Genomic DNA, 25,869 nt, shown 5'->3' on the forward strand with positions numbered 1-25,869 from the left:
ATATCAAAAATATTCTAAACTTACGCGAAAGAGTTGTTCAACATCACGAACCCTATCAGCAAGAGCAAAAATCACTATTCTATCACCAGACAAAATGCGCGTATCTGCCGAAAGCTGTATTATTGTCTTATTGCGATAAATTGCACCAATTCTCAAACCATCTGATAAATTGAGCTCTGATAATGACTTACCAACCAATGAAGATGTTTGCATCACTTCAGCTTCAATAATTTCTGCTCGGCCATTAAAAACTGAATGAACAGAACGAATACGTCCACGGCGCATTTGTTGCAAAATTCTCGATATTGTAACGCTATGGGGATTAAGATATGCATCCACACCAACAGCACGACTAAATTCTTGATAGGCAACATTATTAATCAATACCATATTGGCTTTGCAGCCCAATCTTTTAGCAATAATAGCGCTTAAGAGATTAACCTGATCTTGATTGGTCAAGGTAATCATTAAATCGGACTGATCAATTCTCGCATCTTGAAGAATCACTGGATCTAACACGTTACCGTATAAAACTGTTGTTTTTTCAAGCTGATCAGCAATCGTGAGAGCTCTTTCTCTATGCGATTCTATAATCTTCAATTTTAATTTATGGAAACGCTTTTCAATAGCCTGTGCAACATAAAGGCCAATGTGACCGCCTCCTGCAATAATCATGCGGTGGGCATCTTGTTCTTTATGACCAAAAAGCCCAACAGCACGGCGCATTTGATCACGAGCAACAACAAGATAGGTTATATCACCAACGCGTAATTGCGTTTCTGAATGTGCAACCAATAATTCCGTACCACGTTTAATAGCGGTAACCGTCGTATGAAGATCTGGAAAAAGCTCTGTTAATTGACGCAAAGGTGTATTAATAACTGGACAATCTTCCATACATTCCAAGGCTAGCGCAACAATATCATCATTACAAAAATAAAGGACATCTATCGCACCAGGTAAGGCAATACGGCGCAAAACCATTTCCCCAACTTCAACTTCTGGCGAAATAACCACATCAATGGGAATATTCTCTCTGGAAAAAAGCGTCTTATAACGTGGTTCTAAATAAGATTGTGAACGAATACGAGCAATTTTTGTGGGCACATTAAATAATGAATGTGCTACTTGACAAGCTACCATATTGACTTCATCAAACAAAGTGACAGCAATCAACATATCGGCTTTATCTGCATCTGCAGCCAAAAGAACTTCAGGACGTGAACCGTGACCAACAAAACCTCTCACATCCAATGTATCGCGAATCTTTTCAATTAATCTCGTTTCAATATCAATAACAGTAACATCATGATTTTCAGCAGCAAGACGCTCTGCTATCCCATAACCAACCTGTCCTGCTCCGCAAATAATAACACGCATCGCTTTAAGAAACTCCAAGCGCTTTAAGTTTACGGTGCAAAGCTGAACGCTCCATGCCTATAAATTCAGCAGTACGTGATATATTTCCACCCAAACGCCCAATCTGTGCCACTAAATATCTCTTTTCAAACAATTCTCGTGCTTCACGTAACGGCAAATCCATTATACTTTCATCTGAATCCATTTGAAGACGTGGCAAAGAATCACTTACTTCACTGGGAAGAAAGTCCGCTGTTATAGGACCATCACCATCCCGCACAAGAATAAGAAGACGCTCAATATTATTACGTAATTGCCGCACATTACCCGGCCAAGCATGCGTTTGCAAAATAGCAATCACATCATCACTGATTGCACGCGGTTTAATCCCAACCTGCTGTGATATTGTTTTTACAAAATGATGTACAAGTTCTGGAATATCTTCACGACGCGCTGAAAGGGGCGGAACAGCAATAGGAACAACGGAAAGACGGTGGAAAAGATCTTCTCTAAAGCGCCCATCGGAAATGAGGTTTTCAAGATTTTGCGCTGTCGAAGAAATAATACGGACATCCACCTTAACACGTTTTGTGCCGCCAACTCTTTCAAATGTCTGCCCCGTTAACACCCGAAGAATCTTACCTTGAGTCTCACGTGGCATGTCAGCAATTTCATCAAGATATAATATACCGCCATGAGCTTCCTCTAAGGCACCGATCTTGCGCTCTCTTCCTTCCATTTCACTACCAAACAGCTCTATTTCCATTCTTTCCGGAGTAATCGTTGCAGCATTTATTGTAACAAATGGCCCATTCGAACGCGTTGAGAGCGCATGAATAGTTCGTGCAACAGTCTCTTTTCCTGCCCCTGAAGGACCTGTTATCATGACGCGACTATTGGTTGGTGCTACTTTTTCTATGATTTGACGCAAATTTTTTACAACTGTCGATTTTCCGAGCAACTCTAATGTCTCGTTCGAACGCTTTCGCAATTCTAAAAGCTCACGTTTTAAATTTGAGTTTTCAAGTGTTCTCTCTGCAACCAATACAAGTCTATCAGCTTTAAAAGGTTTTTCAATGAAATCATATGCCCCTCGCTTTATAGCGGAAACAGCCGTCTCAATATTACCATGACCAGAGATCATAACGACCGGAAGAGCCGGATATTGCGTTTTAATTTCATCAAGCAGTGCTAAACCATCAAGACGACTACCCTGTAGCCAAATATCCAAAAAAATGAGCTTTGGAATACGCTCACTAATTTGAGCCAATGCTTCATCAGAGTTACAAGCAACACGCGTTTCATAACCTTCATCATCTAAAATACCAGCAACAAGCTCACGAATATCTGCTTCATCATCAACAATCAAGATATCTGATACCATACTATTCCCCTATCTTATGATTTATGGCTTGTATAATACTACCCTGCTTACCCCCATCCGCCGGAAACATCAAACGAATCATCGCACCACGACCTTCATAAAAACTCTCCGGTGCATCATGAAGCTCCATGGAACCACCGTGATCTTCAATAACTTTGCGCACAATGGCTAACCCGAGCCCTGTTCCTTTTTCCCGCGTTGTTATATAGGGCTCTAATAACTTTTGTCTTTGCTCTTTAGGAAGTCCTTTCCCATTATCAACAACATCCACAACCACCCATTCCTCTTGACGATAAGAACGGATAAGAATATGACCGTGAATATTTTCCTCTCGCATAACTGAATCTATGGATTCGCTCGCATTTTTGATCACATTGCAAAAAGCTTGTACAATGAGACGGTTATCAAATGCACCCATAAGTGGTAGACTTCCTAAATCTTGCTCAAAATGAATATCATGTCGTGTCACTTCTATCAAGAAACATGCTTCGCGCAACAATTCTCGTATATCTAAAATATGCATTTGTGGTTTGGGCATACGTGCAAAAGAGGAAAACTCATCAACCATACGCCCAATATCTCCAACCTGTCGAATAATTGTCTCAATACACCGCTCAAAGACCTCTCTATCTTGTGTAATAACTTTGTTATAACGTTTACGAATGCGTTCAGCGGATAACTGAATGGGTGTGAGAGGATTTTTTATTTCGTGTGCAATACGCCGTGCAATATCCGCCCACGCCGCTGTACGTTGTGCTGCAACAAGGTCTGTAATATCATCAATTGTTAGGACCCAAGATTGCCCCTGTCCATCATCCTCTTCCATCGTAACTTGGACATTACAGACACGCTCTTTTCCTGCAACGTTTAAAGTAACCTGCTCACGATGATTTTTACGATCCAATGAACGTGCAAACTGAAAAACCTGCCAAATTTCAGCACTTAAAGATAAAAGACTTTGTCCAACAACGTGTTCAGAGCGAATATCAAACATCGCTTCAATAGATCGATTAATAATTGTAATATCACCATTATCATCTATACCCGCTACTCCTGCTGTTACACCCGATAACACTGCTTCAGAAAAACGCCGTCTCTCATCAATTTGATCACGTACTGCAATCAACTCATTGCGCCGACTTTTCAATTCACTGACCATGTAATTAAAAGTTTTGGATAATTGCCCAATATCTCCGTCCTTCGCGCGTACTGGCACAAAAATTTCCATATTTCCAGTAGCAACATCATCAGCAGCACTAATGAGAAGACGAATAGGACGTACTAAGCGATCAGCGACAGCAATAGCAGCCCAAATAGCCGATAGGAATAAACTAAAAAAAAGACATAAATAAAGCATACCAAATGCAATTTGCGTCAGCAGGCGATTTTCATTTAAATCACGATAACGATCTGTATTGACTTCTGTTAAACGCAAAGCAGATAAAACACCTTTATCAACGTCACGCACCAAATATAAAAATGTGTTTGGAATGTTGGTAAATTTTAAAATAATACCAAAATAATCATGCACGCCTGGTTGAAAAGAAAAAGGCCTCGCACTGGTTGCACGTTCAATAAGATTGGAAGGAGGAATTGGCAGTTTATCTTCATCACCAAGAGCACTCGATATAAAAATAGCTCCGCTAGAACTTAACAAAAATGCGCCACGCAAATTGCGTCCTATAGCATGACGCGTCAATTGCATCCTATATTCAGCCGGATTACGTTCTAAGAGTTTTTTGTTATCAAGTGCAAATGCCATCGCGTAGGATAAATTTTTTAAATTTTGAAGCATTTCATCTGCATAAGCATTTGCTAAATCAATAGAAGAGCCCACAATTTGCCGCGTTGTTGTATCAAACCATCGATCAAGTCCCAAATTTAGTGCTGGACCCGATACAAGAGCTACAGCAACAGCCGGCATTGTCGCAACAAGTGCAAACAATGAAATAAGGCGCACATGAAGACGCGATCCTGCACGCCTTGAACGCCAAGCACGAATAATCGGAATCATCTCATAAAAAACGATGACAATAAGCCCTAAAACCCAAAAACTATTAATCCCTATAAGAATAAGGGTTACTGTTCTACTGGGAACAACAGGGGTTAATCCAATAAGAATAATAAATGAAACAGAGGCCGTAAGTAACGCCAATACAATAATTGTAATCCCTAAAAAAATATATACCTTACTTAAACGATACAACTCATCGTTATAAGTATTTTTATCTATGTCTTGAAGATTCGTTACAGATGTTATATTCGTCATGAGCTTACATACCCTTATCCCATTATTCTCATATAACCTTTTGTAGCAAAAATTGACAATACTAATACTACATTTAAAATAGGGCAAATATAGTCAATGAGAAAGAACTTCTACATTTTGCAAAATATCTTAAAATAAACTGTGTTCGACGATACTTTACGAAGGAAATGAGATGCGATTAACAAAACAAACAAATTATGCTCTTCGAATGCTCATGTATTGTGCAGATAATCAGGGAACTCTCAGTCGTGTTCCAGAAATTGCTAAAGCATATGCCGTTTCAGAACTTTTTTTATTTAAAATCCTTCAGCTGCTTGTTCAAGCAGGTTTTATACAAACAGTGCGTGGACGCAATGGTGGAGTTAGGTTGGCGAAACCCGCAGCAGAGATTTCAGTCGCTGATGTTGTGAAAGTAACAGAAGACAACTTTTCCCTCGCAGAATGTTTCGATACTGCAGAACCGACTTGCCCCTTGATTGATTTTTGTGGTTTAAATACCGCACTTCAAAAAGCATTAAATGCTTTTTTTGAGGTGTTATCCGTGATATCCCTTGCTGATCTACAACAACCATCCTTTCAAAATCATTTTAAAATTAATGACAAAAAAGCAAACTAAGATTATAACACGAGGAGATTAAGTATTTCTATTGCAGCAATAATATTAGCTGCTGGACGCGGTGAAAGAGCAGGGTCTCCCCATAAAATTCCAAAACAATATCGGCTTCTAGGACAAAAGCCGATTATTTATCATACCGTGCATTGTTTTTTGCAGCATCCAGCTATCACAACAATTATCCTTGTTATTCATCCAGAAGATCGTCAAATCTGTGAACAAGCTATCGGCGATTTTAAAGAGCGCCTTATTATCGTTGAAGGAGGCAGGACACGTCAAATCTCTACCTTACATGGACTTCAGGCACTCAAAAAATTCAATCCCCAATATGTGCATATTCATGATGGTGCACGCCCCTTTATCGAAAACAAGCTTCTTGATAACATTCACAACACGATCACACCTCAAGAAGGTGTTCTTCCTGTTCTGCCCATCTCTGATACCCTTAAACGTATAAATAATCAGCATGTTTTAGAAACAATTCCCCGTACCCATCTTTATAGTGCACAAACTCCACAGTGTTTTCCCTTTGAACATATCTTAGCGGCCCATAAACAAGCAAAACAAGCTTGCAAAAAAGAATTCACTGACGATTCTGCGATTGCCGAATGGTTTGGAATTCCTATGCGTACCGTTCCTGGGGATCCTAACAACATAAAAATTACATGGCATGAAGATTTTAATACTGCACATTTATATCTCCAAAAGAAAATGCAAATATTTCCTGATATCCGCACCGGCAATGGTTATGATGTTCACTCTTTCGAGGATGGTGATTTTCTTATTTTATGTGGTATAAAAATTCCTTTTCATAAAAAATTGAATGGACACTCCGATGCGGATGTTGCTCTTCATGCGCTAACAGATGCCCTGCTCGCTACGCGAGGTGCTGGAGATATTGGCACACATTTCCCTCCCTCTGATCCTCAATGGAAAAATGCATCATCAGAAATTTTTCTCCGTCATGCTCTTGATATTCTAAAACAAGCAGGTGGTCGTATCGCCAATGTTGATATCACAATTATTGCTGAAAATCCTAAAATTGGTCCCTATCGTCATGCCATGACAGAAAATCTTATGACGATACTTTCAATAACACCTGATCGAATCTCTATCAAAGCAACAACAAATGAAAGGCTTGGATTTATTGGTCGCGGTGAAGGAATTGCTGCTCTTGCAACAGTGAGCGTTCTTTATTCAGGAGAACTTCCCCAATGACATATCTTTGTGAAAAACAAGCACATGAAGTCCTTAATATCTTTCGCCAAAAAGGTTTGCTGTTAACAACTGTAGAGTCTTGTACAGGAGGACTCATTGCTGCAAGCCTCACAAATATTGCAGGCTCGTCAGATGTTCTCGATTGTGGATTTGTTGTTTATTCAAATGAATCTAAAACACGCCTTGTTGGCGTTTGTGCTGAACTTATAAGAACCTATGGCGCCGTTTCAAAAGAAGTTGCTCTTGCAATGGCTGAGGGTGGATTAAAACATTCACAAGCTGACATTGCAGTCTCTGTAACAGGAATTGCTGGTCCAAGAGGAGCAAGTCTTGATAAACCTGTAGGACTTGTGCACTGCGCAGTTGCTTACAAAAATCATAAAACTCTGCACAAAGAAATGCACTTTGGTCATCTTAACCGCAATGCTATCCGCCATGCAACTGTTGAAAATGTTTTTAAAATGATTCTGGAATTGCTTCACTGAATTCCCCATACTAATTTCAAAGCTCTCTATTCCACATTGAGTCTATAATCGTCAACATCTTGAAAAAATGATTTATTGTGCCACAACTTTAAGTTGAATCAATCAAATTTATTCACTTGCACGCCACAAGAAAAAAACTGTATAAATAAAATAATTAAAGAAAGGGATACTTGTACCTCTCTCAAATGCTAAGAGCTCGCGCAACATCTTGAGAGATGGCAAATAAATGGTGCAGGCTGACTTTTTTATAAGTGTAAAGATGTTGATTTATATACTTTTACGAGTATCTCTACTATTTATTATGAAATGGGTATGACGCAAGCATGTCCTATTTGGGCGTTTTGTTTGGATATGCCTCTATTAAAAAAGAGAAACAAAAGCGTAAAGCTGTGCATCATCTTCATCATTTAAAATGATATTCCTTTAATATGCTTTTCAAAGCTGAAAAAGATGAATTAAAACAAATAGTAAAGATGAAAACCAGTTTTCACCTTCACGCTGTTATAAGCAATACGTATTGTTAAAAAATAACAGAATAGACTATGTTATCGTAGAGCCATAAATCTGATGCGCACGCTTCTCAAAAGCGTCGGTGAATTTACGAAACGCAATATCAAACATTGAGCCCATCACTAATCCAAGCGTTTTACTTTTAAATTCATAATCAATAAAAAACTCTACATTACATGCATTGGTATTTTCAATATCATGAAAAGACCAACGATTTTCAAGATATTTGAATGGACCATCAATATATTTAACTTCTATAAGATTTTTTTCCGGCTGAAGAAATACTTGAGTCGTAAAAGTTTCACGGATAATCTTATAGCCAACGGTCATATCCGCAAGAAGCAACATTTTTTTCCCATACTCTTTTCGAGAACGTACTATCAAAGACTCACACATTGGTAAAAATTCAGGATAACGCTCAATATCTGAAACCAGCTCAAACATTTCACTGGCACTATGGGTGATCTGCCGATGTATTGTAAAAATCGGCATAATTATCTCTGTAAGGAAAATTTTTCATCACGCGCTTTTTGCAAAATAGCAAAATCATCTCCAGCATGATGAGATGAACGCGTCAGAGGATTGGAGGCCATATGTAAAAATCCTTTTACTTTACCAATCTTGGCAAAAGACTCAAATTCTTCAGGAGGCACAAAACGAACAACTGGATGATGTTTTCGTGTAGGCTGCAAATATTGTCCAATCGTCATAAAGTCAACATCAGCAGAGCGCAAATCATCCATCAATTGCAAAATTTCATTTCGCTCCTCCCCAAGTCCAACCATAATTCCCGATTTTGTAAAAATTGTTGGATCAAGTTCTTTAACGCGTTGTAATAAACGAATTGAATGAAAATAACGTGCCCCTGGACGAACCTTCAAATATTTAGAAGGAACTGTTTCTAAGTTATGATTAAAAACATCAGGCTTAGCAGCAACAACAACTTCTAAAGCGCCATCCTTATGACGAAAATCAGGTGTCAGAACTTCAATTGTTGTTTTAGGAGTTTTTTGACGAATCGCATAAATAACTTTTGCAAAATGCTCAGCACCACCATCAGCAAGATCATCACGATCAACAGATGTAATGACAACATGTTTTAATTCCATCCGTGCAACAGCATCGGCTACGCGTTCTGGCTCATTATCATCAACGGCAAGTGGAATACCTGTTGCAACGTTACAAAAAGCACAAGCACGCGTACATATTTCACCTAAAATCATAAAGCTAGCATGCCGCTGGCTCCAACATTCGCCAATATTAGGGCAACCAGCTTCTTCACATACAGTCACTAACTTATGCGTACGTACAATACCATGTGTTTCCTTATAAATTGGTGATGTTGGCGCTTTTACACGAATCCAATCTGGCTTTTTTTGAACGCTTGTATCAGGACGATGTGCCTTTTCAGGATGACGCAAACGTCTATTTGTAACTCTATCAACAACCGTAACCATTTAAGCCTTTGCCTTATAAATACGAAGTAACAATCAAAAATATAAAATCTTTCACACAATCCAGTCATCAAGCGTTTAAAACTTGACCATAAGCATCCAATACACTTTCTTTCATCATTTCCGATAAAGTCGGATGTGGAAAGACAGTATGCATTAATTCTTCTTCTGTTGTTTCAAGATTCATGGCAATAACAAAACCCTGTATCAATTCTGTTACCTCAGCCCCTACCATATGGGCCCCAAGAAGCTGTCCTGTTTTTTTATCAAAAATCGTTTTTACTAACCCCTGATCTTCACCCAAAGCAATCGCCTTGCCATTCGCAGCAAAAGAATAACGACCAATACGTATATCATAACCTGCTTCTTTTGCTGTAGCTTCTGAAAGCCCTACAGAGGCAACCTGTGGTGTACAATATGTACACCCTGGAATTTTTCTTTTATCAAGCGGATGAGCATTCTTTAAACCTGCAAGATGCTCAATACATATCACACCTTCTTCTTCTGCTTTATGTGCCAACATAGGAGGACCTGCTACATCACCAATAGCATAAATGCCTTCCACCCCCGTCCAACTCCATTCATCGGTTACAATGCACCCGCGATCGGTTTTTATTCCCAAAGCTTCTAAACCAAGATTCTCAATATTACCTTGCACCCCAACAGCGGAAATCAATCGGTCAACAGTCATTGACTCTATTTTACCTTGAACATCAATATGTACAGTCACAGAATCAGAAGATTTTTCAACCTTTGTTACTTTTGCTTGACGAAGAATGCGTAAACCTTTTTTCTCTAACTGTTTACAAGCAAACGTTGAAATTTCAATATCTTCAGCAGGCATGATGTGGGGCATCATTTCAACAACAGTTACCTCAGCTCCCATATCACGATAAAAAGAGGCAAATTCAATGCCAATAGCCCCAGACCCTATAACCAAAAGCGATTTTGGCATTGCTGGCGGTATCATAGCTTCAAAATAAGTCCAAATGAGTTTTCCATCTGGCTCAATACCAAGAAGGACACGAGGACGCGCGCCCGTTGCAATAATGATATACTTTGCTTGATAAGTTCCCTCCCCTAACGTCCCTTTAGGGACTGGATTTTGCGGTTGCATAATCGGTTTTGAGGATGAAGAAACCATAATTTCCGCAGGATGGCTTCCCTTCGCTTCTTTGGTAAGCTTTGCTTCACCCCAGATAATATCAATTTTGTTTTTTTTCATTAAAAAATCAACGCCAGCATTTAAACGTGCTGAAACACCGCGTGAACGTGCCACAACATCTTTGATGTTTGCCTCAATTGAACCATTAATTTTTAATCCATAATTTTTTGCATGTTCAGCAAAATGTTTCATTTCCGCTGAACGTAGAAGGGCCTTTGTTGGAATACATCCCCAATTTAAACAGATCCCTCCCAAATGTTCACGTTCAACAATCGCAGTCTTAAAACCACATTGTGCTGCACGAATTGCGGTTACATATCCGCCTGGACCTGATCCAATCACAATTACATCATAAAGATTTGCCACAGTAATTCCTCCATGGATATATATATAAAACGGATATGCATTTTTTGAACTTAAGACTGCAAAACAACATCACAGAATTATCTTATGTCTTTTGCTTTAAGCTTCACGTAAATGCTTTACCCAAACCAGAAATAGCAATAACATTGCTCTTCAAACTCTTAAATTTGTTTTTATTCTCTTAACACACTCTCTCACAACTTACGTGAAGAACTGTTAAACAGTTCAAACTAACATTGCTAATGGATTTTCAATTATCTTCTTAAAAGTCCGCGCGAGCTCTGCGGCTAAAGCACCATCGACAGCACGATGATCCGCAGAAATTGTAACTGACATAACTGTCGCAACAACTAATGTACCATTTTTAACAACGGCGCGTTCTTCCCCTGCACCAATCGCAAAAATCGTCGCATGCGGTGGATTAAGGATAGCCGAAAAACTTTTTATACCATACATCCCCATATTTGATACAGCTGTTGTTCCACCCTGATATTCTTCCATTTTTAACTTGCCCTCACGCGCACGCTTTGAAAAATCCTTCATCTCTTTGGAAATAAGGGATAACGGCTTTTCCTCTGCATGGCGAATAATCGGCGTAATTAATCCATTGGGAATAGAAACAGCAACCCCAACATCACAATGTTTATGATGAAGCATTCCGCCTTCAAGCCAAGAGACATTCGCATCAGGAACAGCTTTCAAAGAAAGTGCGACAGCTTTGATCACCATATCATTAACAGAAAGCTTATAAGTAGGCTGAGTTTCTTCCTGCCCCTTAATCATTGGTGCAGCAGCATTCAGTTGTGTACGCAGTGCTAATAGCGCATCAAGTTCACAATCTACCGTTACATAGAAATGTGGAACTCTCTGTTTTGATTCCATCAAACGTGTTGCGATTGTTTTACGCATATTATTATGGGGTGCGAAGGTATATTCATCCTCTTTAAAGAGTTTCAGTATCTGTTTGTCAGAAGCACCTGTAGCTACTAGCTCCCCTATTTGTGATGAATAAGACACTTTAGAAATATCACTACTTACAGCTTTTTCTACATCGCGCTTGATAATACGCCCATGCGGACCACTTCCAAAAATAAGGGATAAATCAAGACCTTCCTGAGATGCTAATCGCCGCGCTAAGGGAGAGGCAAAAAGACGCGCTTCCTTTTTATCTTGCTGCATTAATTGCTGAGCTGATGATTCATGAGACATTTTTGTACCCTTTGAGTCCGTCTGTTTCAGAGAATCTGTCTGTTTTACGCCCTCTGGTTCTTGTCTTGTAGAAGAAGAGATTTCTTCTGAAACTTTTGCAGCTTCAGCTAAATCTTCACCTTCTTCTGCTAAAACAACAATTAAAGCATTTACTTTAACGCCTTGTGTTCCAGCAGGAACAACAATTTTGGCAACCCTACCTTCATCAACGGCTTCGACTTCCATTGTCGCTTTATCCGTCTCAATTTCAGCAATAACATCACCAGAGAAAACTTTATCTCCCTCCTTAATATTCCATTTTGTTAAATTTCCCTCTTCCATCGTAGGGGAAAGCGCTGGCATTGTAATTTTAATGGGCATTATGCTTTCCTCCGTTATGCTCTGTATGTCACAGCCTTAACGGCCTCAATAATTTCAGCAATATTAGGCAAAGCCAACTTCTCAAGATTAGCGGCATAAGGCATCGGAACATCTTTGCCAGAAATCGTAGCAATTGGCGCATCAAGATAGTCAAAAGCCTGCTGCATAACACGCGTTGCTATTTCAGTTCCCACGGATGACTGAGGAAATCCCTCTTCAATTGTTACCAAACGACCTGTTTTTTTAACCGAAGAAAGAATTGTTGGAAGATCCATCGGGCGAATGGTTCGTAAATCAATCAATTCAACATCAATACCAAGCTGTTCAATTTCCGGCAACGCTTGAACGGCATAATGCATTCCAATTCCACACGCGACAATCGTCACATCTTGTCCAGACTTATGAATACGCGCCTTACCAATAGGCAAAACAAAATCATCCAGTTGAGGGACATCAAATTGATGCCCATACAAAATCTCATTTTCAAGAAAAATAACAGGATTATCATCACGAATAGCAGCTTTCAGCAAACCTTTTGCATCTGCAGCACTATAAGGCATGACAACTTTCAAACCTGGTACATGACTGTACCATGCAGCGTAGCATTGAGAATGTTGAGCACCAACACGGGCAGCCGCACCATTGGGACCTCGGAAAACCATAGGAGCGGTCATTTGTCCACCAGACATATAACGTGTTTTTGCTGCTGAGTTAATAATTTGATCCATCGCCTGCATCGCAAAATTAAAGGTCATAAACTCAACAATGGGACGTAACCCTCCAAAAGCAGCCCCAACAGCCAACCCAGCAAAGCCGTGCTCTGTAATTGGGGTATCAATAACTCGGCGCTCTCCGAATTCTTCCAATAAACCCTGACTAACCTTATAGGCACCTTGATATTGCGCGACTTCTTCCCCCATGAGAAAAACTTTTTCATCACGCCGCATTTCTTCAGCCAAAGCCTGATTAAGCGCTTCACGAACTGTCATTGTAACCATTTGTGTTCCCGCTGGAATATCAAAATCAGGAGACGTATCAAAAGTAGGAACCTGCGGAACTGACGAAGGCAGAGAAAGAGGAGATTCCTTAGGTTTTTGTGCTGTATCCGTAGGTTGCGAAATATCCTCAGCACGCTCACCTTCTTCTAACAAAATCGCAATAACAGTGTTAACCTTTACGCCTTCAGAACCTTCAGGCACAAAAATTTTGCCAAGAGTACCTTCATCAACGGCCTCTACTTCCATTGTAGCCTTATCCGTTTCAATTTCAGCAATAACATCGCCAGAGCTAACCTTATCACCTTCTCTCTTGAGCCATTTAGACAGTTTACCTTCTTCCATAGTTGGTGAAAGCGCCGGCATCAAAATATCAATAGACATACTTGCTTCCCTCGCATCAAACTAAAATATCAGTATAGAGCTCAGAAGCATCTGGCTCTTGATCACTTTGTGCAAAATCTGCCGCATCAGCAACAATTGCACGAACCTCTTTCTCAATAGACTTTAAATCATCTTCGTTCGCCCAATTTTTCTTAAGAATCCGACTTTTTACTTGATCAATCGGATCGTGTTCCTCTTTTATTTTTTGGACTTCTTCCTTTGAACGATATTTTGCTGGATCAGACATGGAATGACCACGATAGCGATAGGTCTGCATATCAAGAATGATCGGTCCTTTACCTGAGCGTGCCCAAGAAATCGCTTCATCAGCAGCTCCTTTTACTGACCGAACATCCATGCCGTCAACAACAATACCTGGAATTTCAAAAGAAAGACCACGTCGGGAAAAATCAGTTTCTGCAGATGCACGTGAAACTGACGTTCCCATAGCATACTGATTATTTTCAATAATATAAACAACAGGAAGCTTCCAAAGTGAAGCCATATTAAAACTTTCGTAAACCTGCCCCTGATTTGCGGCACCATCACCAAAATAAACTAATGTCACATTATCTTTACCAAGGTACTGATTCGAAAATGCCAAACCTGAACCAATTGGAACCTGCGCACCAACAATACCATGTCCTCCATAAAAGTTCTTTTCTTTAGAGAACATATGCATCGAGCCACCTTTCCCTTTGGAAAAGCCACCTTGACGTCCCGTTAATTCTGCCATGACACCACGCGGACTCATCCCAACGGCTAACATATGACCATGATCACGGTAAGACGTAATAACCTGATCACCTTCTTTTGCCGCTTTCAATGTTCCTATAACAACGGCTTCCTGACCAATATAAAGGTGACAAAATCCCCCAATAAGCCCCATACCATAAAGCTGTCCTGCTTTTTCTTCAAAACGGCGAATTAAAAGCATTTCACGATAAGCATCAATTTCTTCTTCTTTTGTAAAGTCTGCTATTGGTGCTTTCTTTGTGGTGCTTGATAATGCAGTGCGCGCCACCGACGCAGAATTTTTTTTAAGTCGTTCTGCCATATTAAACTCCCTTTTATGATTATTTAGGAATAACCTTTACGAACAAAAGTTACAAGCCTTATCAATCGGCTTAAACAATATCATTGCTGATTGTTGTTTAAATTAAGCGATTTTTCATTTACCTTTGGTATCATTTCAAGGTATTAAGATTGTCAGTTCATTTGGCTTAGAAAAGTTCAAATTCTTTCGGACATACTCATCCAACATATCTTTTTCTATATGTCCATTGCGTAAAAGAGAAATACGCTTTTCCATGAATATCCGCTCAGCTTCTATTTTATGAAGCTCCTTTTCTAATTCGCTAATATGCTGATTAACTTCACTGCGTGAATACAATCCATACTCACCATGATAAATGTGATAACTGAAATAGCTTAAGACTCCCACCGTCATAAGAGGTAGTACAAAGCGCACTTTGATTGATCGACGTTTCTGCTTTGTCCACATAAAATAGCACAGTCTTTACAGCACAAATTTTTTAATATTTTGCCCAACTATGCACGATTTTGATTAATACCTCATTACCAAATCTACACCCAAATAATTTGTTATTTTCAATTTACCCTCATCTTTGTCCCTAAAATTTCCTGTTAAAATAAATATAAAATCAATCAATGCCCAAGGTATAGTTATCAAAGTATAGTTGTCAAAAAACCCGATCCCCCAAAATAGCAGACCTATTACACTTATAAGAAGCGTTATAAGTCCCGATACAACTCTACCAACCATAAAGTGATGAATCCCCAATGCACAAAAACAGGTAAACGATCGCTCGCATCACATTTAATTTTTGTGACTGACCTTCAACCGAGATAGGAAAAATAGATTTAATGGTATCCATTCATAGACAAAATCAATGGTATCCCCTACCTTTGGTGTTTTTTCCCTAACAAATCTTCAGGCGAAAATTGATAACGCTTACCATCATCTCCAAAAACGAGATAAACCCTTTGATCCTGACCAATAATCTTACCTTTCATCCTCGACCACCTATAAAGCTTCTCCTCATGTGTTATTCATAAAGAGATTATTTCTTTTTATAATATGTTGATTAACCTCACGGTATAAATAAAATTTGTAGCAGCCGTGATAAACGTGAAATTAAAATAGTTTTGATCCCCCCAATGAGCTAATGTTTTCTGCTGCTATAAGCAGCAATACAAAACACACCTTAGTGGATTTACGCCGTTGTTTTACTCACATAAAATAGCACAGTCTTTTTCAATACTTTTATTCAACTGTGCATATTTCTCTTAATATCTCACATTAAAGACATATAGTACAATAATTCGGCATTATGAACTTAATATATTGATAAAAATAACAAGAGAACTGAATTACTTTCTCTTTATTATAAAATTTTTAAAAATCTGTAATCTGATTCCCATCTTTATCCGTAAATCTTCCACCAAGAATGACTATAAAATCAACAATTGCCCAAATACCGGTAATTATCAATCCAAACAATGATAAGGATAGAACCAGCATTAAAGCACCAGTCCGAACTTTACCAACCATAAAGCGATGGACACCAAAGATACCTGAACACCAACAAAGGAGTGCGAACATTATCTTTGAGTTCTCTGTACCTGGTCTCAACAATGGAAAAACAGAACTGACAACACCCCCCTCACAAACAAAATCAACAGTACAACCGATCCTTGGCGGATTCTTTCCCATCCAATCCCAAGTCGCAAACTGATAACGTTTACCATCATCACCCGAAACGAGATAAGTTCCTTGATCTTGACTAATAATTATACCTCTCATCTTAATCCCTATAAATTTAAACACTTAAAAATTATTGCGTATATGCCTTTGATAAGAAATCTCAATTTCATAGTCTAAATGATCTCATACTTTTATATTTTGTGCTCACAACTATACACGATATAAATCACCAGCATAACGCGCTTGGGCTCCTAGCATTTCTTCAATACGAATAAGTTGATTGTATTTTGCTAATCTATCCGAACGTGCAAGAGAACCTGTTTTAATTTGTCCACAATTCGTTGCAACAGCAAGATCTGCAATAAAAGAATCCTCTGTTTCGCCTGAACGATGAGATATAATGGCACGATAACCTGCCTTATGTGCTACTTCTACAGCATCAAGTGTTTCACTCAATGTACCAATTTGATTAACTTTTATGAGAATAGAATTGCCTACCCCCATTTTGATGCCATCACGCAAACGTGCTGAATTCGTTACAAACAAATCATCGCCAACAAGCTGACATTTTCCTCCAATTGTGTCAGTGAGTAACTTCCAACCTTCCCAATCATCCTCAGCCATTCCATCTTCAATTGTAATAATAGGATAATTTTTCACAAGCTGCGCTAAATAATCTACCTGCTCTTGGATGTCACGGCATTTCCCCTCACCTTTATAAAAATACGAACCATTTTTATAAAATTCGGTTGAAGCACAGTCTAAACCAATGGCAATTTGTTCCCCTGGTTTGTAGCCACATGTTGTAATAGATTCCATAATAAAATCAATTGCTTGATCAGCACTTTTAAATTGAGGTGCAAAACCACCTTCATCACCAACATTGGTATTATAACCCGCATCTTTTAAACGCTTTTTCAACGCATGGAAAATTTCAGCGCCATAACGAATGGCTTCTCTTACAGTAGGGGCTCCTATAGGAATAATCATAAACTCCTGAAAATCAATCAGATTATCAGCATGAACGCCACCATTAATAATATTCATCATAGGGGTTGGAAGAATATGCGCTTGTGTACCACCAATATAACGATACAAAGGTAAATTTAATGAATCCGCAGCTGCTTTTGCAACAGCTAATGAAACACCAAGAAGTGCATTGGCACCAAGACGGGCTTTGTTTGGCGTTCCATCCAAAGCAATCATCGCTTGATCAATAGCGATTTGATTTGTTGCATCCCGCCCACCAAGTTCTTCAAGAATTTCGCTATTAACTGCAGCAATCGCTTTTTCAACACCTTTCCCTTGATAGCGCAAACCACCATCACGAAGCTCTATAGCCTCGTGTGCTCCTGTTGAAGCTCCCGATGGAACCAGAGCACGACCAAAAGCTCCATTCTCCAAATGAACATCAACTTCTACCGTTGGATTACCACGGCTATCAAGAACTTCACGTCCAATGATATCGACAATTATAGTCATATGTGTTTCCTTATCCAATAAAAGTCTTGATTCATTTCTAATGTCCTATTAATGGAATATTTTTTCTCTTCTCAATTCAACTTCTTTGACAGATAATCAAACTCCATTAAAGTCTCAAGCAATCTTTTTAAATTATCAAGTTTAACCATGTTGGGTCCATCAGAAGGTGCATTATCTGGATCTTGATGCGTTTCTAAAAAAATACCTGCTACCCCAACAGAAACAGCCGCACGTGCTAAAACTTCAACAAATTGACGCTGTCCACCAGATGAAGCACCCTGCCCCCCAGGTTCTTGAACAGAATGCGTTGCGTCAAAAATAACAGGAGCACCAAATGAACGTAAAATAGGCAACGAGCGCATATCAGAAATAAGTCGGTTGTAACCAAATGACGTGCCTCGCTCACAAAGCATAACATTCGGATTACCACTGTAAACAACCTTTTTTAAAACATTCTCCATGTCCCACGGCGCTAAAAACTGACCTTTTTTAATGTTAATAACACACTCTGTTTTGGCGGCTGCTACCAAAAGATCTGTTTGACGACATAAAAAAGCCGGTATTTGTAAAATATCAACCGTAGAAGAAACAATTGTACATTGCTCTTCTGTATGCACATCAGTTAATATGGGACAATCAAACTCCTTTTTTAAATCAGAAAAAACAGCCATTGCTTTTTCAAGACCAATACCACGTGCCGCCCCTAAAGAAGTTCGGTTAGCTTTATCGTAACTCGATTTATAAACAAACCCGATACCAAGCTGATCGGTAATTGTTTTAATGCGACCAGCCATTTCAAAAGCATGATCGCGACTTTCCATCTGACACGGCCCTGCAATTAATGAAAGAGGCATTTCATTTGAAAAAATAATATTTCCAACTTTCACACGGGCTTTTGGTTTAGTCATTTTATCCCTCAAAAGAAAAGTAACCCAATTTATGCATTAAACCAATCGACTTTGTTCTACAGCGGCTTCAATAAAAGAAGAAAAAAGCGGATGTGGATCAAAAGGACGGGATTTTAACTCTGGATGATATTGAACACCAATAAACCATGGATGATCTGCATATTCTATTGTTTCTGGTAAAATACCATCAGGAGACATCCCAGAAAAAATCAAACCACACTGTTCTAACTTATCCTTATAATCAATATTGACCTCATAACGATGACGATGTCGCTCGACAATCTTGGTCATCCCATAAATTTGAGCAATATGACTCTCTTCTTTTAATTCAGCAGCAAAAGCACCAAGACGCATTGATCCGCCGAGATCACCATTTCTTGTACGTTTTTCAAGAACGTCTCCTTTAAGCCATTCTGTCATTAAACCTACAATTGGATTTTCTGTTTCGCAAAACTCACTTGATGAAGCATTCTTAATCTGTGCAATATTGCGCGCGGCTTCTATACAAGCTAATTGCATTCCAAAACAAATCCCTAAAAATGGAACTTTACGCTCTCGCGCAAATTGAATTGCTCGAATCTTTCCTTCTGCTCCTCGTGCCCCAAAAGCACCTGGAACCAAAATTCCATGGGCTTTTTGTAAAGCTGAAACAGAATCTTCTTTTTCAAAAAGTTCCGAATCAATCCACTCAATATTAACTTTCACTTTATTCGCTAAACCACCATGCGCAATCGCTTCAATAAGAGATTTATAAGCATCCTTTAAACCCGTATATTTTCCTACAACAGCAATCGTAACTTCTCCTTCAGGATGGTGAATACGATGCGTAATATCTTCCCAACGATCCATCTGAGGGGAAGGTGCCGAATCGATTCCAAAAGCGCAAAGAACTTCAGAGTCCAAACCCTCCTTATGATATGCCATAGGAACATCATAAATTGTTGGCATATCTAATGCCTGAATGACTGCATTGGAGCGAACATTACAAAAAAGTGATAATTTGCACCGTTCTGTTTCTGGAATAGATCGATCTGCACGTACAAGCAAAATATCAGGAGAAATACCAATTGCTTGCAATTCTTTGACAGAATGTTGTGTTGGTTTCGTTTTTAATTCACCTGCCGAAGGTATATAAGGCATTAATGTGAGATGGACATAAACGACACTTTGTCTTGGTAGCTCATTGCGAAGCTGGCGAATCGCTTCTAGAAAAGGCATTGCTTCAATATCACCAACCGTTCCACCTATCTCACACAAAACAAAATCAAATTCTTCATTTCCCATCGTAATGAATCTCTTAATTTCATCCGTAACATGAGGAATAACTTGGACTGTTGCCCCCAAATAATCACCACGCCGCTCTCGTTCAATGATATTGCGATAAATACGCCCTGTTGTGATATTATCTTGGCTATTTGCAGAACGCCCAGTAAAACGCTCATAATGACCAAGATCAAGATCCGTTTCTGCACCATCATCGGTCACAAATACTTCACCATGTTGATAAGGTGACATCGTACCTGGATCAACATTTAAATAAGGATCAAGTTTGCGAAGACGTACACGATAGCCACGAGCCTGTAATAACGCTGCTAACGCCGCCGCTGCGATGCCTTTTCCAAGGGAAGAAACCACACCACCAGTAATAAAAATATAACGTGCCATGGGCTTATGATGATAAGCAATTTATAATGATTTTTCCAGCAAAAAATGCAAAAAGAAACAATTTTTCTTCTAAAATAAAAAAGGTGAAAAAATCACCTTTTTAAAAAGTCTATATTTTCTTAAAAAACTATTTCGTACTGTTATCCGGAACTGTATTTTCAAGAACCGGTGGAACTGGACTTTCTGCTTCAGGATTTGTGGACTGTTTCTGTTCCTGCGGAGAATTCGAATTGCCTCCTAGCTGTTCAAGAATAGAAGGGGAAGACTCACCATCTGATGATGGGACTGATTCTGAGCCTTTATTGCTAGAATTCTGCTCTGAATTAACCGGTATACGCTTTAAAATATCAGAACTAGAATTTGATATATTACCCACCACGGTAAGTCCAATAGACACAACAAAAAAACAACAGGCTAAAATAGCAGTCAAACGTGTTAAAGGATTTCGAGATCCACGAGTTTTCATCAACCCTGAGCTATTACTCACACCTAGCCCACCACCTTCTGAAGGTTGGATTAATATAACACCAACCAAAGTAATCACAATCAACAAATGAATAACTATAAGTACTGTTTGCATAAACCCTGCTCTTCAAATAACTCTTTCATAGCTATTTACACATAAATAACACACAATCCAAGGGGAAACTCAAATTTCTCTACTATAGTTTACGACAAACATCGCAAATAGTTAAAAAATCAATTGCTTTTAAGCTTGCTCCACCTATCAAAGCACCATTAACATGAGGAATGCTTAAAAGCTCAAATGCATTGGATGGCTTTACGGACCCACCATAAAGCAGGCGTATCTCATTGCCTTCACCACTAAAACGAGAACGCACCTTATCGCGAATGAAATGATGTACTTTTGCAATATCTTCTGGAGTCGCTGTATTGCCGGTGCCTATCGCCCAAACAGGTTCATAAGCGATAATGGTATTCTCTGCTGTTGCATCATCTGGTAAAGATTCTTCAAGCTGCTGCGTGAGAATGTCCAGCACTTTATTATTATTACGCTCCTCCAATGTTTCACCAATACACACAAGAGCCACAAGACCTGCTCGCCACGCAGCTTGCACTTTGGCACAGACAATCGCATCATTTTCCTGATACACTGTACGACGTTCTGAATGCCCAATAATGACATGACTTGCTCCTGCTTCTTTAAGCATAAAAGCTGAAATATCTCCAGTATAGGGACCATGATCATCAAAATGACAATTTTGTCCTCCCAAAAGGAGATTTTCACCATCCAGCATATCAGAAGCACGAGATAAAAGCGTTGCTGGGACGCAAATAAGTGCCTCAAAAAGATGACTGAGATCAGAGCTAACGCCTGTAGCAATAGCACGCAACTCTCCAAGCGATTCACTCGTTCCATTCATTTTCCAATTTCCAGCAAGAAAAGGCCGAGTATTTGGAGACATATTTTCACCTCAAGAGCTCTTACAATACATTGTTTATCTGTAGTTACCAAATTATAACATGAAAGCAAGTCTTTAAAGCTTGCATCTTTCATCTCTTTATTGCAAATTCCATTAGCTTTGATAATAATTCACATTAAAAATGGACTTGAACAATGCTTGACATCATAAGAAATGCTACAAATTCTTGGATTTCTAGAATTTTCCTTGCTATTTTACTCTTATGCTTCATTCTTCTATGGGGAATACCGCAATTACACAAAAAAAGTGAAAGAGATCTTATTACTTCTGGAAAGTCCAGAGTAACTGTCGATGATTATCGTCTTGCACTTGCCGATCAAAGCGCTCGTTTAGCACATGCTGCTCATCTTGGACGAATGTTTACAGCAAATGAAATGCAGCAATACCAAATTCCTGCTTTTGTGTTTAATCAATTACAACAAAATGTATTACTTGATGAACAAGTACGTAAAATGAAAATAAGTCTTTCAAAAGATACAATAGCTCATACGATTGGTTCTGATAAGATGTTCCAAGTAAATGGCACTTTTGATAAAAATTTATTTTATAACTATCTTCAGCATTTACGTATTAGTGAAAGTGCTTTTCTTAATTATTACACCAAACAAGAAAAGCGTAACCAACTTATTTCAGCTTTACTCTCTGATATGAAAGCACCCAATCTCTTTTATAAAGCACTTGCTCTTTATCAAGGAGAAATGCGTATTGCTGATTATCTTGTTATTGATCTAAAAGAAAAGGAAACAATTTCTGATCCTGATGACGAAACACTACAAAAATGGTTTAAAACACATCAAAGTCAATTTCGTGCTCCAGAATACCGCACTGTCTCTTTGCTATCTATGGAACTTAATGATTTTGTAAAACCTAAAGATATCTCAACAGATGAGGCAAAAGCCTATTATACACAAAATGCTTCACGTTTTGTAACGCCTGAAAAGCGTACATTCGAGGAACTGCAATTCCCCTCACGTGAAGAAGCCGATAATGCAGCAAAAAAAATAGCTGATGGATTGAGTTTTGATGAACTGGTAAAAGCTGAAAAAAAGACTCTTAATGACATAAAAAAAGGTCCTCTCGCAGAAAATGAACTTCCTAGTCATCTAGCATCTGAAATTTTTGAACTTCAACAAGGCCAAGTCAGTACTGTGATAAATGACTTACAGGGACCTATTATCATTCGCGTCACACATATTGAACCCTCAAGCTCTCTTCCTTTTGAAAGTGTCGAAGAAAATATTCGCCAAACACTTGCCAAAAATCGTGCTACTGATGATATCCGTAACAATTATGTAGCCATTGAAAATGCTCGTTTTGAGGGTGCTTCTCTCAAAGAGCTAGCTGACCAATACAAGTTATCTTTGCGCACAATTACCATTGATAAAACGGGAAAAACGCTTGAAGGTGCAATACTCACGGATTTACCTCAAAAAGATATTTTACTGAATGCCATCTATCAATCAAATGAAGGAATCGATCTTGATCCTCTCTCTTTTCAAAATGGTGGATATCTCTGGTATAAGGTCGATAAAATTATTCCTGCCCGCGATAAAACACTTGAAGAGGCTAAGTTAGATATTCTTTCTCAATGGAAAAGTGAGGAAATACAACGTCTTCTTGATGAAAAAGCCCAAAATGCTCTCAAACAGCTCACGGAAGGAAAAAGTCTTGTTGCTCTTGCTCGTACCCTTGGTGTTACAAAACAAACAACACCAGCCCTTCGGCGTCAAGACTCATCTGCCCCTCTTGGCGTTGAAGGGATTAAAGCATTATTTTCTGCTCCCAAAGGTCATTATGGCATCATAAAAGGTCCAGTTGCAACAAACCGTATCATTTATCAAATAAAGACTGTAACCATGCCTAAAGATATCACGCCTCATACTCTTTCAACTGAGGTCCGCGCCAATATAGATATGATGATAAGAGAAGATCTCAAGCTAGAAATGCTACAAGTTGCCAATAAAGAACATCCTTTGGAAATTAATAGCACAAATTATAATCAGATCTTTAACGCTCTCCAATAAAAAGGTTGTGCATAATTTAAAGAACTTATTTGATAAAGTTTCCATTAGCTCTTCGTCTATAGTTGAAGAGATAAGATGAATCTCTTGTTTGCCTATCTTAGGATCAACATTTGTATAATGATTAATTCTCTCGCAAATCAGTGCATGTATGGATTTGCGAGAAAATAGTCAATGGAATGTAGAGTCGTTTTTGCAACGCATTAAAAAATATTATCCATCCAAAGGTTGTAAAAGTTGTCGCACACTAAGCTATACCCATTAAGCTATAAACGTCATCCCTATCGTCATTCATTTATAGCTTATCATATTGCTACTCTTAATACTCATTCATAAGGAGCGTATTGCTTTTTCTTTAAATGATTTCATTTACACACCCAACTTATAGTATACAAAAAACTATTTTTAAAATTCATTATAAAAATGAAGAAATCTTTTTCTATTCAAGACTCTCATTCAATATGAGAAAAAACGAATTATCATTATAAATCAATATATTCATAAATCATAACAATCATCAATTATGATTTTATAATTTCTCAAAAATAAGAGTTTTTATAGACTTATAGACTGCCAAGATAACTTCTCTCATAAAATTTCTTATTCTTTTGCGCTCATAACAACCAAAACATCAACATTTTTTATAACAAAAAATGGTTTGGAAAATTGCCGCTTACTGCTGCCCTTGTTATCAACCAATAGCGATATATCAATGGCAACGTTGCACTCTCTTGAAAAATTGCAGCACCCAGCTGTATAGCTTTTTGAAGAGAAGCTGGAACAATGACCAATGGAAGAAAAGCTGGCTTAAGAACTCTAGGTAAAGCACAAGAATACTCGTAAAATTTGGTATAATGATCGCGCGATAATGCTACCATAGCTTCAACAATACGATCCTTTTGTTGATCACTGAGACGATGAGATTCCAAATCTTCCCTATTCACTCCTACAGCCTTTAATATATCAGTAGGTAAATAATATTGATATCGTGATTGCATGAATGATAAAAGACGCAATACACCGCTTAATCCTTGAGAAATCCCTCCATGTTCATAGATATCTGTAAACTCTTGTGCAGTATCAGGATCTAATATCTGACAAGAAAGCTGTAAAATTATGCTTGCTGTCTCACCACAATAATGCTCTAGATCATGAAGCGTTTCTATTGGATTGTGATAAAGATCTAAAATTTGTGCATTACAATAACGTAAAAAAGCTGTCTTAGGTAAATTAAAAAGAGTTATTGCTTTCAATAAATCACTCAAAATCGGATTATTTCCACTCGTTTGCATTTCACCATGAGCAATAGAATCATACCACCAACGTAACCGTATTTCTCCTATGAGTGGATCATGTACACTTTCGCGAATACGAGAAACTTCAGCATTAAATACATAAAGAGCAGCCAATGCTTGGCGCTTTTTTTTAGGTGCAAATAAAACCGATATATAGCGATCACGATCCATGGTACGTAAAATATCAAGACAATAAGGAAGAGAGCCTATCATTCTATGAACCTATTAACGTCCCTTTTTTAGTAATGAAATTAATATCCTCTTTTTATTCATATTAAAAAATGAGGGATAAGCAATTACAGTTTAGAAAATAAGATTTTTAAATATGTCTCTTAACTGTATTATGAATTAGAATTTCTTTTCTAGTCACTTTTCGTTTTAGAAAGAAAAAAATTAAATAAATAACTTTTCTGATAAAACTTATCTTATCGGGCTTCAAGTTTTCATTTGCAGTAAAAAAAGCTAAAAACTAATCGTAACATGCATAGTGAAACTTAGAATAACAAACAACGCAAAACACTTTTTCACTAAATAGATGACAATGTTATTTTATAAAA

Annotated in this window: 21 protein-coding genes; 4 read left to right on the top strand and 17 right to left on the bottom strand. The window is 38.3% G+C overall.

All coding sequences use genetic code 11. The features are described 5' to 3' along the window. Positions 1-3: 3 nt before the first annotated feature. From trkA to ACFIKQ_RS02670, 3 genes are read right to left on the bottom strand one after another with little or no spacing between them, the layout of a single operon-like run. A complete protein-coding gene (gene trkA, locus ACFIKQ_RS02660) occupies positions 4-1,380 on the bottom strand; it encodes a Trk system potassium transporter TrkA (protein WP_375655838.1) in 1,377 nt (458 codons plus the stop codon). 4 nt (positions 1,381-1,384) lie between these two features. After that, positions 1,385-2,743 (bottom strand): sigma-54 dependent transcriptional regulator, encoded by a 1,359-nt coding sequence (locus tag ACFIKQ_RS02665; protein ID WP_012755009.1) that lies wholly within the window; start codon positions 2,741-2,743, stop codon positions 1,385-1,387. Between the two features lies 1 nt (position 2,744). Further along, complete coding sequence (locus tag ACFIKQ_RS02670) at positions 2,745-5,012, bottom strand: ATP-binding protein (RefSeq protein ID WP_375636489.1); 2,268 nt, start codon at positions 5,010-5,012, stop codon at positions 2,745-2,747. A gap of 172 nt (positions 5,013-5,184) precedes the next feature. Between ACFIKQ_RS02670 and rirA the strand changes: the two genes are divergently transcribed. From rirA to ACFIKQ_RS02685, 3 genes are read left to right on the top strand one after another with little or no spacing between them, the layout of a single operon-like run. Further along, the gene (gene rirA, locus ACFIKQ_RS02675) at positions 5,185-5,628 is read left to right on the top strand and encodes an iron-responsive transcriptional regulator RirA (protein ID WP_273788340.1); all 444 of its coding nucleotides are present in this window, start codon (positions 5,185-5,187) and stop codon (positions 5,626-5,628) included. Positions 5,629-5,652: 24 nt separating this feature from the next. Then, positions 5,653-6,843, top strand: coding sequence for a bifunctional 2-C-methyl-D-erythritol 4-phosphate cytidylyltransferase/2-C-methyl-D-erythritol 2,4-cyclodiphosphate synthase (locus tag ACFIKQ_RS02680; RefSeq protein ID WP_375644921.1), 1,191 nt, complete (start codon positions 5,653-5,655; stop codon positions 6,841-6,843). Further along, positions 6,840-7,328, top strand: coding sequence for a CinA family protein (locus ACFIKQ_RS02685; protein WP_375655840.1), 489 nt, complete (start codon positions 6,840-6,842; stop codon positions 7,326-7,328). The genes ACFIKQ_RS02680 and ACFIKQ_RS02685 overlap by 4 nt, the downstream gene beginning before the upstream one ends. A gap of 540 nt (positions 7,329-7,868) precedes the next feature. Here ACFIKQ_RS02685 and ACFIKQ_RS02690 read toward each other — a convergent pair. The 13 genes from ACFIKQ_RS02690 to tpiA form a co-directional block, all read right to left on the bottom strand. Continuing rightward, a complete protein-coding gene (locus ACFIKQ_RS02690) occupies positions 7,869-8,330 on the bottom strand; it encodes a type II toxin-antitoxin system RatA family toxin (protein ID WP_273788342.1) in 462 nt (153 codons plus the stop codon). 2 nt (positions 8,331-8,332) lie between these two features. After that, entirely contained in the window at positions 8,333-9,295 is a 963-nt protein-coding gene (gene lipA, locus ACFIKQ_RS02695) for a lipoyl synthase (RefSeq protein WP_273723360.1), read from the bottom strand. A 67-nt stretch (positions 9,296-9,362) separates the two neighbouring features. Beyond that, positions 9,363-10,823 (bottom strand): dihydrolipoyl dehydrogenase, encoded by a 1,461-nt coding sequence (gene lpdA / locus ACFIKQ_RS02700; RefSeq protein ID WP_375655842.1) that lies wholly within the window; start codon positions 10,821-10,823, stop codon positions 9,363-9,365. Positions 10,824-11,045: 222 nt separating this feature from the next. Beyond that, positions 11,046-12,389, bottom strand: coding sequence for a pyruvate dehydrogenase complex dihydrolipoamide acetyltransferase (locus ACFIKQ_RS02705; protein WP_375655844.1), 1,344 nt, complete (start codon positions 12,387-12,389; stop codon positions 11,046-11,048). A 14-nt stretch (positions 12,390-12,403) separates the two neighbouring features. Then, the gene (locus ACFIKQ_RS02710) at positions 12,404-13,768 is read right to left on the bottom strand and encodes a pyruvate dehydrogenase complex E1 component subunit beta (protein ID WP_375652973.1); all 1,365 of its coding nucleotides are present in this window, start codon (positions 13,766-13,768) and stop codon (positions 12,404-12,406) included. Positions 13,769-13,784: 16 nt separating this feature from the next. After that, on the bottom strand, positions 13,785-14,825 hold the full coding sequence (gene pdhA / locus ACFIKQ_RS02715) for a pyruvate dehydrogenase (acetyl-transferring) E1 component subunit alpha (RefSeq protein WP_273788346.1): 1,041 nt from the start codon (positions 14,823-14,825) through the stop codon (positions 13,785-13,787). Positions 14,826-14,960: 135 nt separating this feature from the next. After that, entirely contained in the window at positions 14,961-15,272 is a 312-nt protein-coding gene (locus tag ACFIKQ_RS02720; protein WP_012754998.1) for a septum formation initiator family protein, read from the bottom strand. Positions 15,273-16,187: 915 nt separating this feature from the next. Next, positions 16,188-16,595, bottom strand: a complete 408-nt coding sequence (locus ACFIKQ_RS02725; RefSeq protein ID WP_012754997.1) for a TM2 domain-containing protein — start codon at positions 16,593-16,595, stop codon at positions 16,188-16,190. A 111-nt stretch (positions 16,596-16,706) separates the two neighbouring features. After that, positions 16,707-17,978: a phosphopyruvate hydratase gene (eno, locus tag ACFIKQ_RS02730; protein WP_375655846.1), complete on the bottom strand. Its 1,272-nt coding sequence runs from the start codon at positions 17,976-17,978 to the stop codon at positions 16,707-16,709. Between the two features lie 71 nt (positions 17,979-18,049). Beyond that, a complete protein-coding gene (kdsA, locus tag ACFIKQ_RS02735) occupies positions 18,050-18,886 on the bottom strand; it encodes a 3-deoxy-8-phosphooctulonate synthase (RefSeq protein WP_375655848.1) in 837 nt (278 codons plus the stop codon). A 36-nt stretch (positions 18,887-18,922) separates the two neighbouring features. Next, complete coding sequence (locus ACFIKQ_RS02740; RefSeq protein WP_375655850.1) at positions 18,923-20,551, bottom strand: CTP synthase; 1,629 nt, start codon at positions 20,549-20,551, stop codon at positions 18,923-18,925. 127 nt (positions 20,552-20,678) lie between these two features. Beyond that, a complete protein-coding gene (secG, locus tag ACFIKQ_RS02745) occupies positions 20,679-21,131 on the bottom strand; it encodes a preprotein translocase subunit SecG (protein WP_375647562.1) in 453 nt (150 codons plus the stop codon). Positions 21,132-21,213: 82 nt separating this feature from the next. Continuing rightward, complete coding sequence (tpiA, locus tag ACFIKQ_RS02750) at positions 21,214-21,978, bottom strand: triose-phosphate isomerase (RefSeq protein WP_375655852.1); 765 nt, start codon at positions 21,976-21,978, stop codon at positions 21,214-21,216. 152 nt (positions 21,979-22,130) lie between these two features. Between tpiA and ACFIKQ_RS02755 the strand changes: the two genes are divergently transcribed. Further along, positions 22,131-24,020, top strand: coding sequence for a peptidyl-prolyl cis-trans isomerase (locus ACFIKQ_RS02755; protein WP_375655854.1), 1,890 nt, complete (start codon positions 22,131-22,133; stop codon positions 24,018-24,020). Positions 24,021-24,658: 638 nt separating this feature from the next. Here ACFIKQ_RS02755 and ACFIKQ_RS02760 read toward each other — a convergent pair. After that, a complete protein-coding gene (locus ACFIKQ_RS02760) occupies positions 24,659-25,525 on the bottom strand; it encodes a phytoene/squalene synthase family protein (protein WP_375655856.1) in 867 nt (288 codons plus the stop codon). Positions 25,526-25,869: the final 344 nt, after the last annotated feature.

The sequence above is a fragment of the Bartonella sp. MR63HLJHH genome, assembly GCF_042194155.1.
GTDB lineage: Bacteria > Pseudomonadota > Alphaproteobacteria > Rhizobiales > Rhizobiaceae > Bartonella > Bartonella grahamii.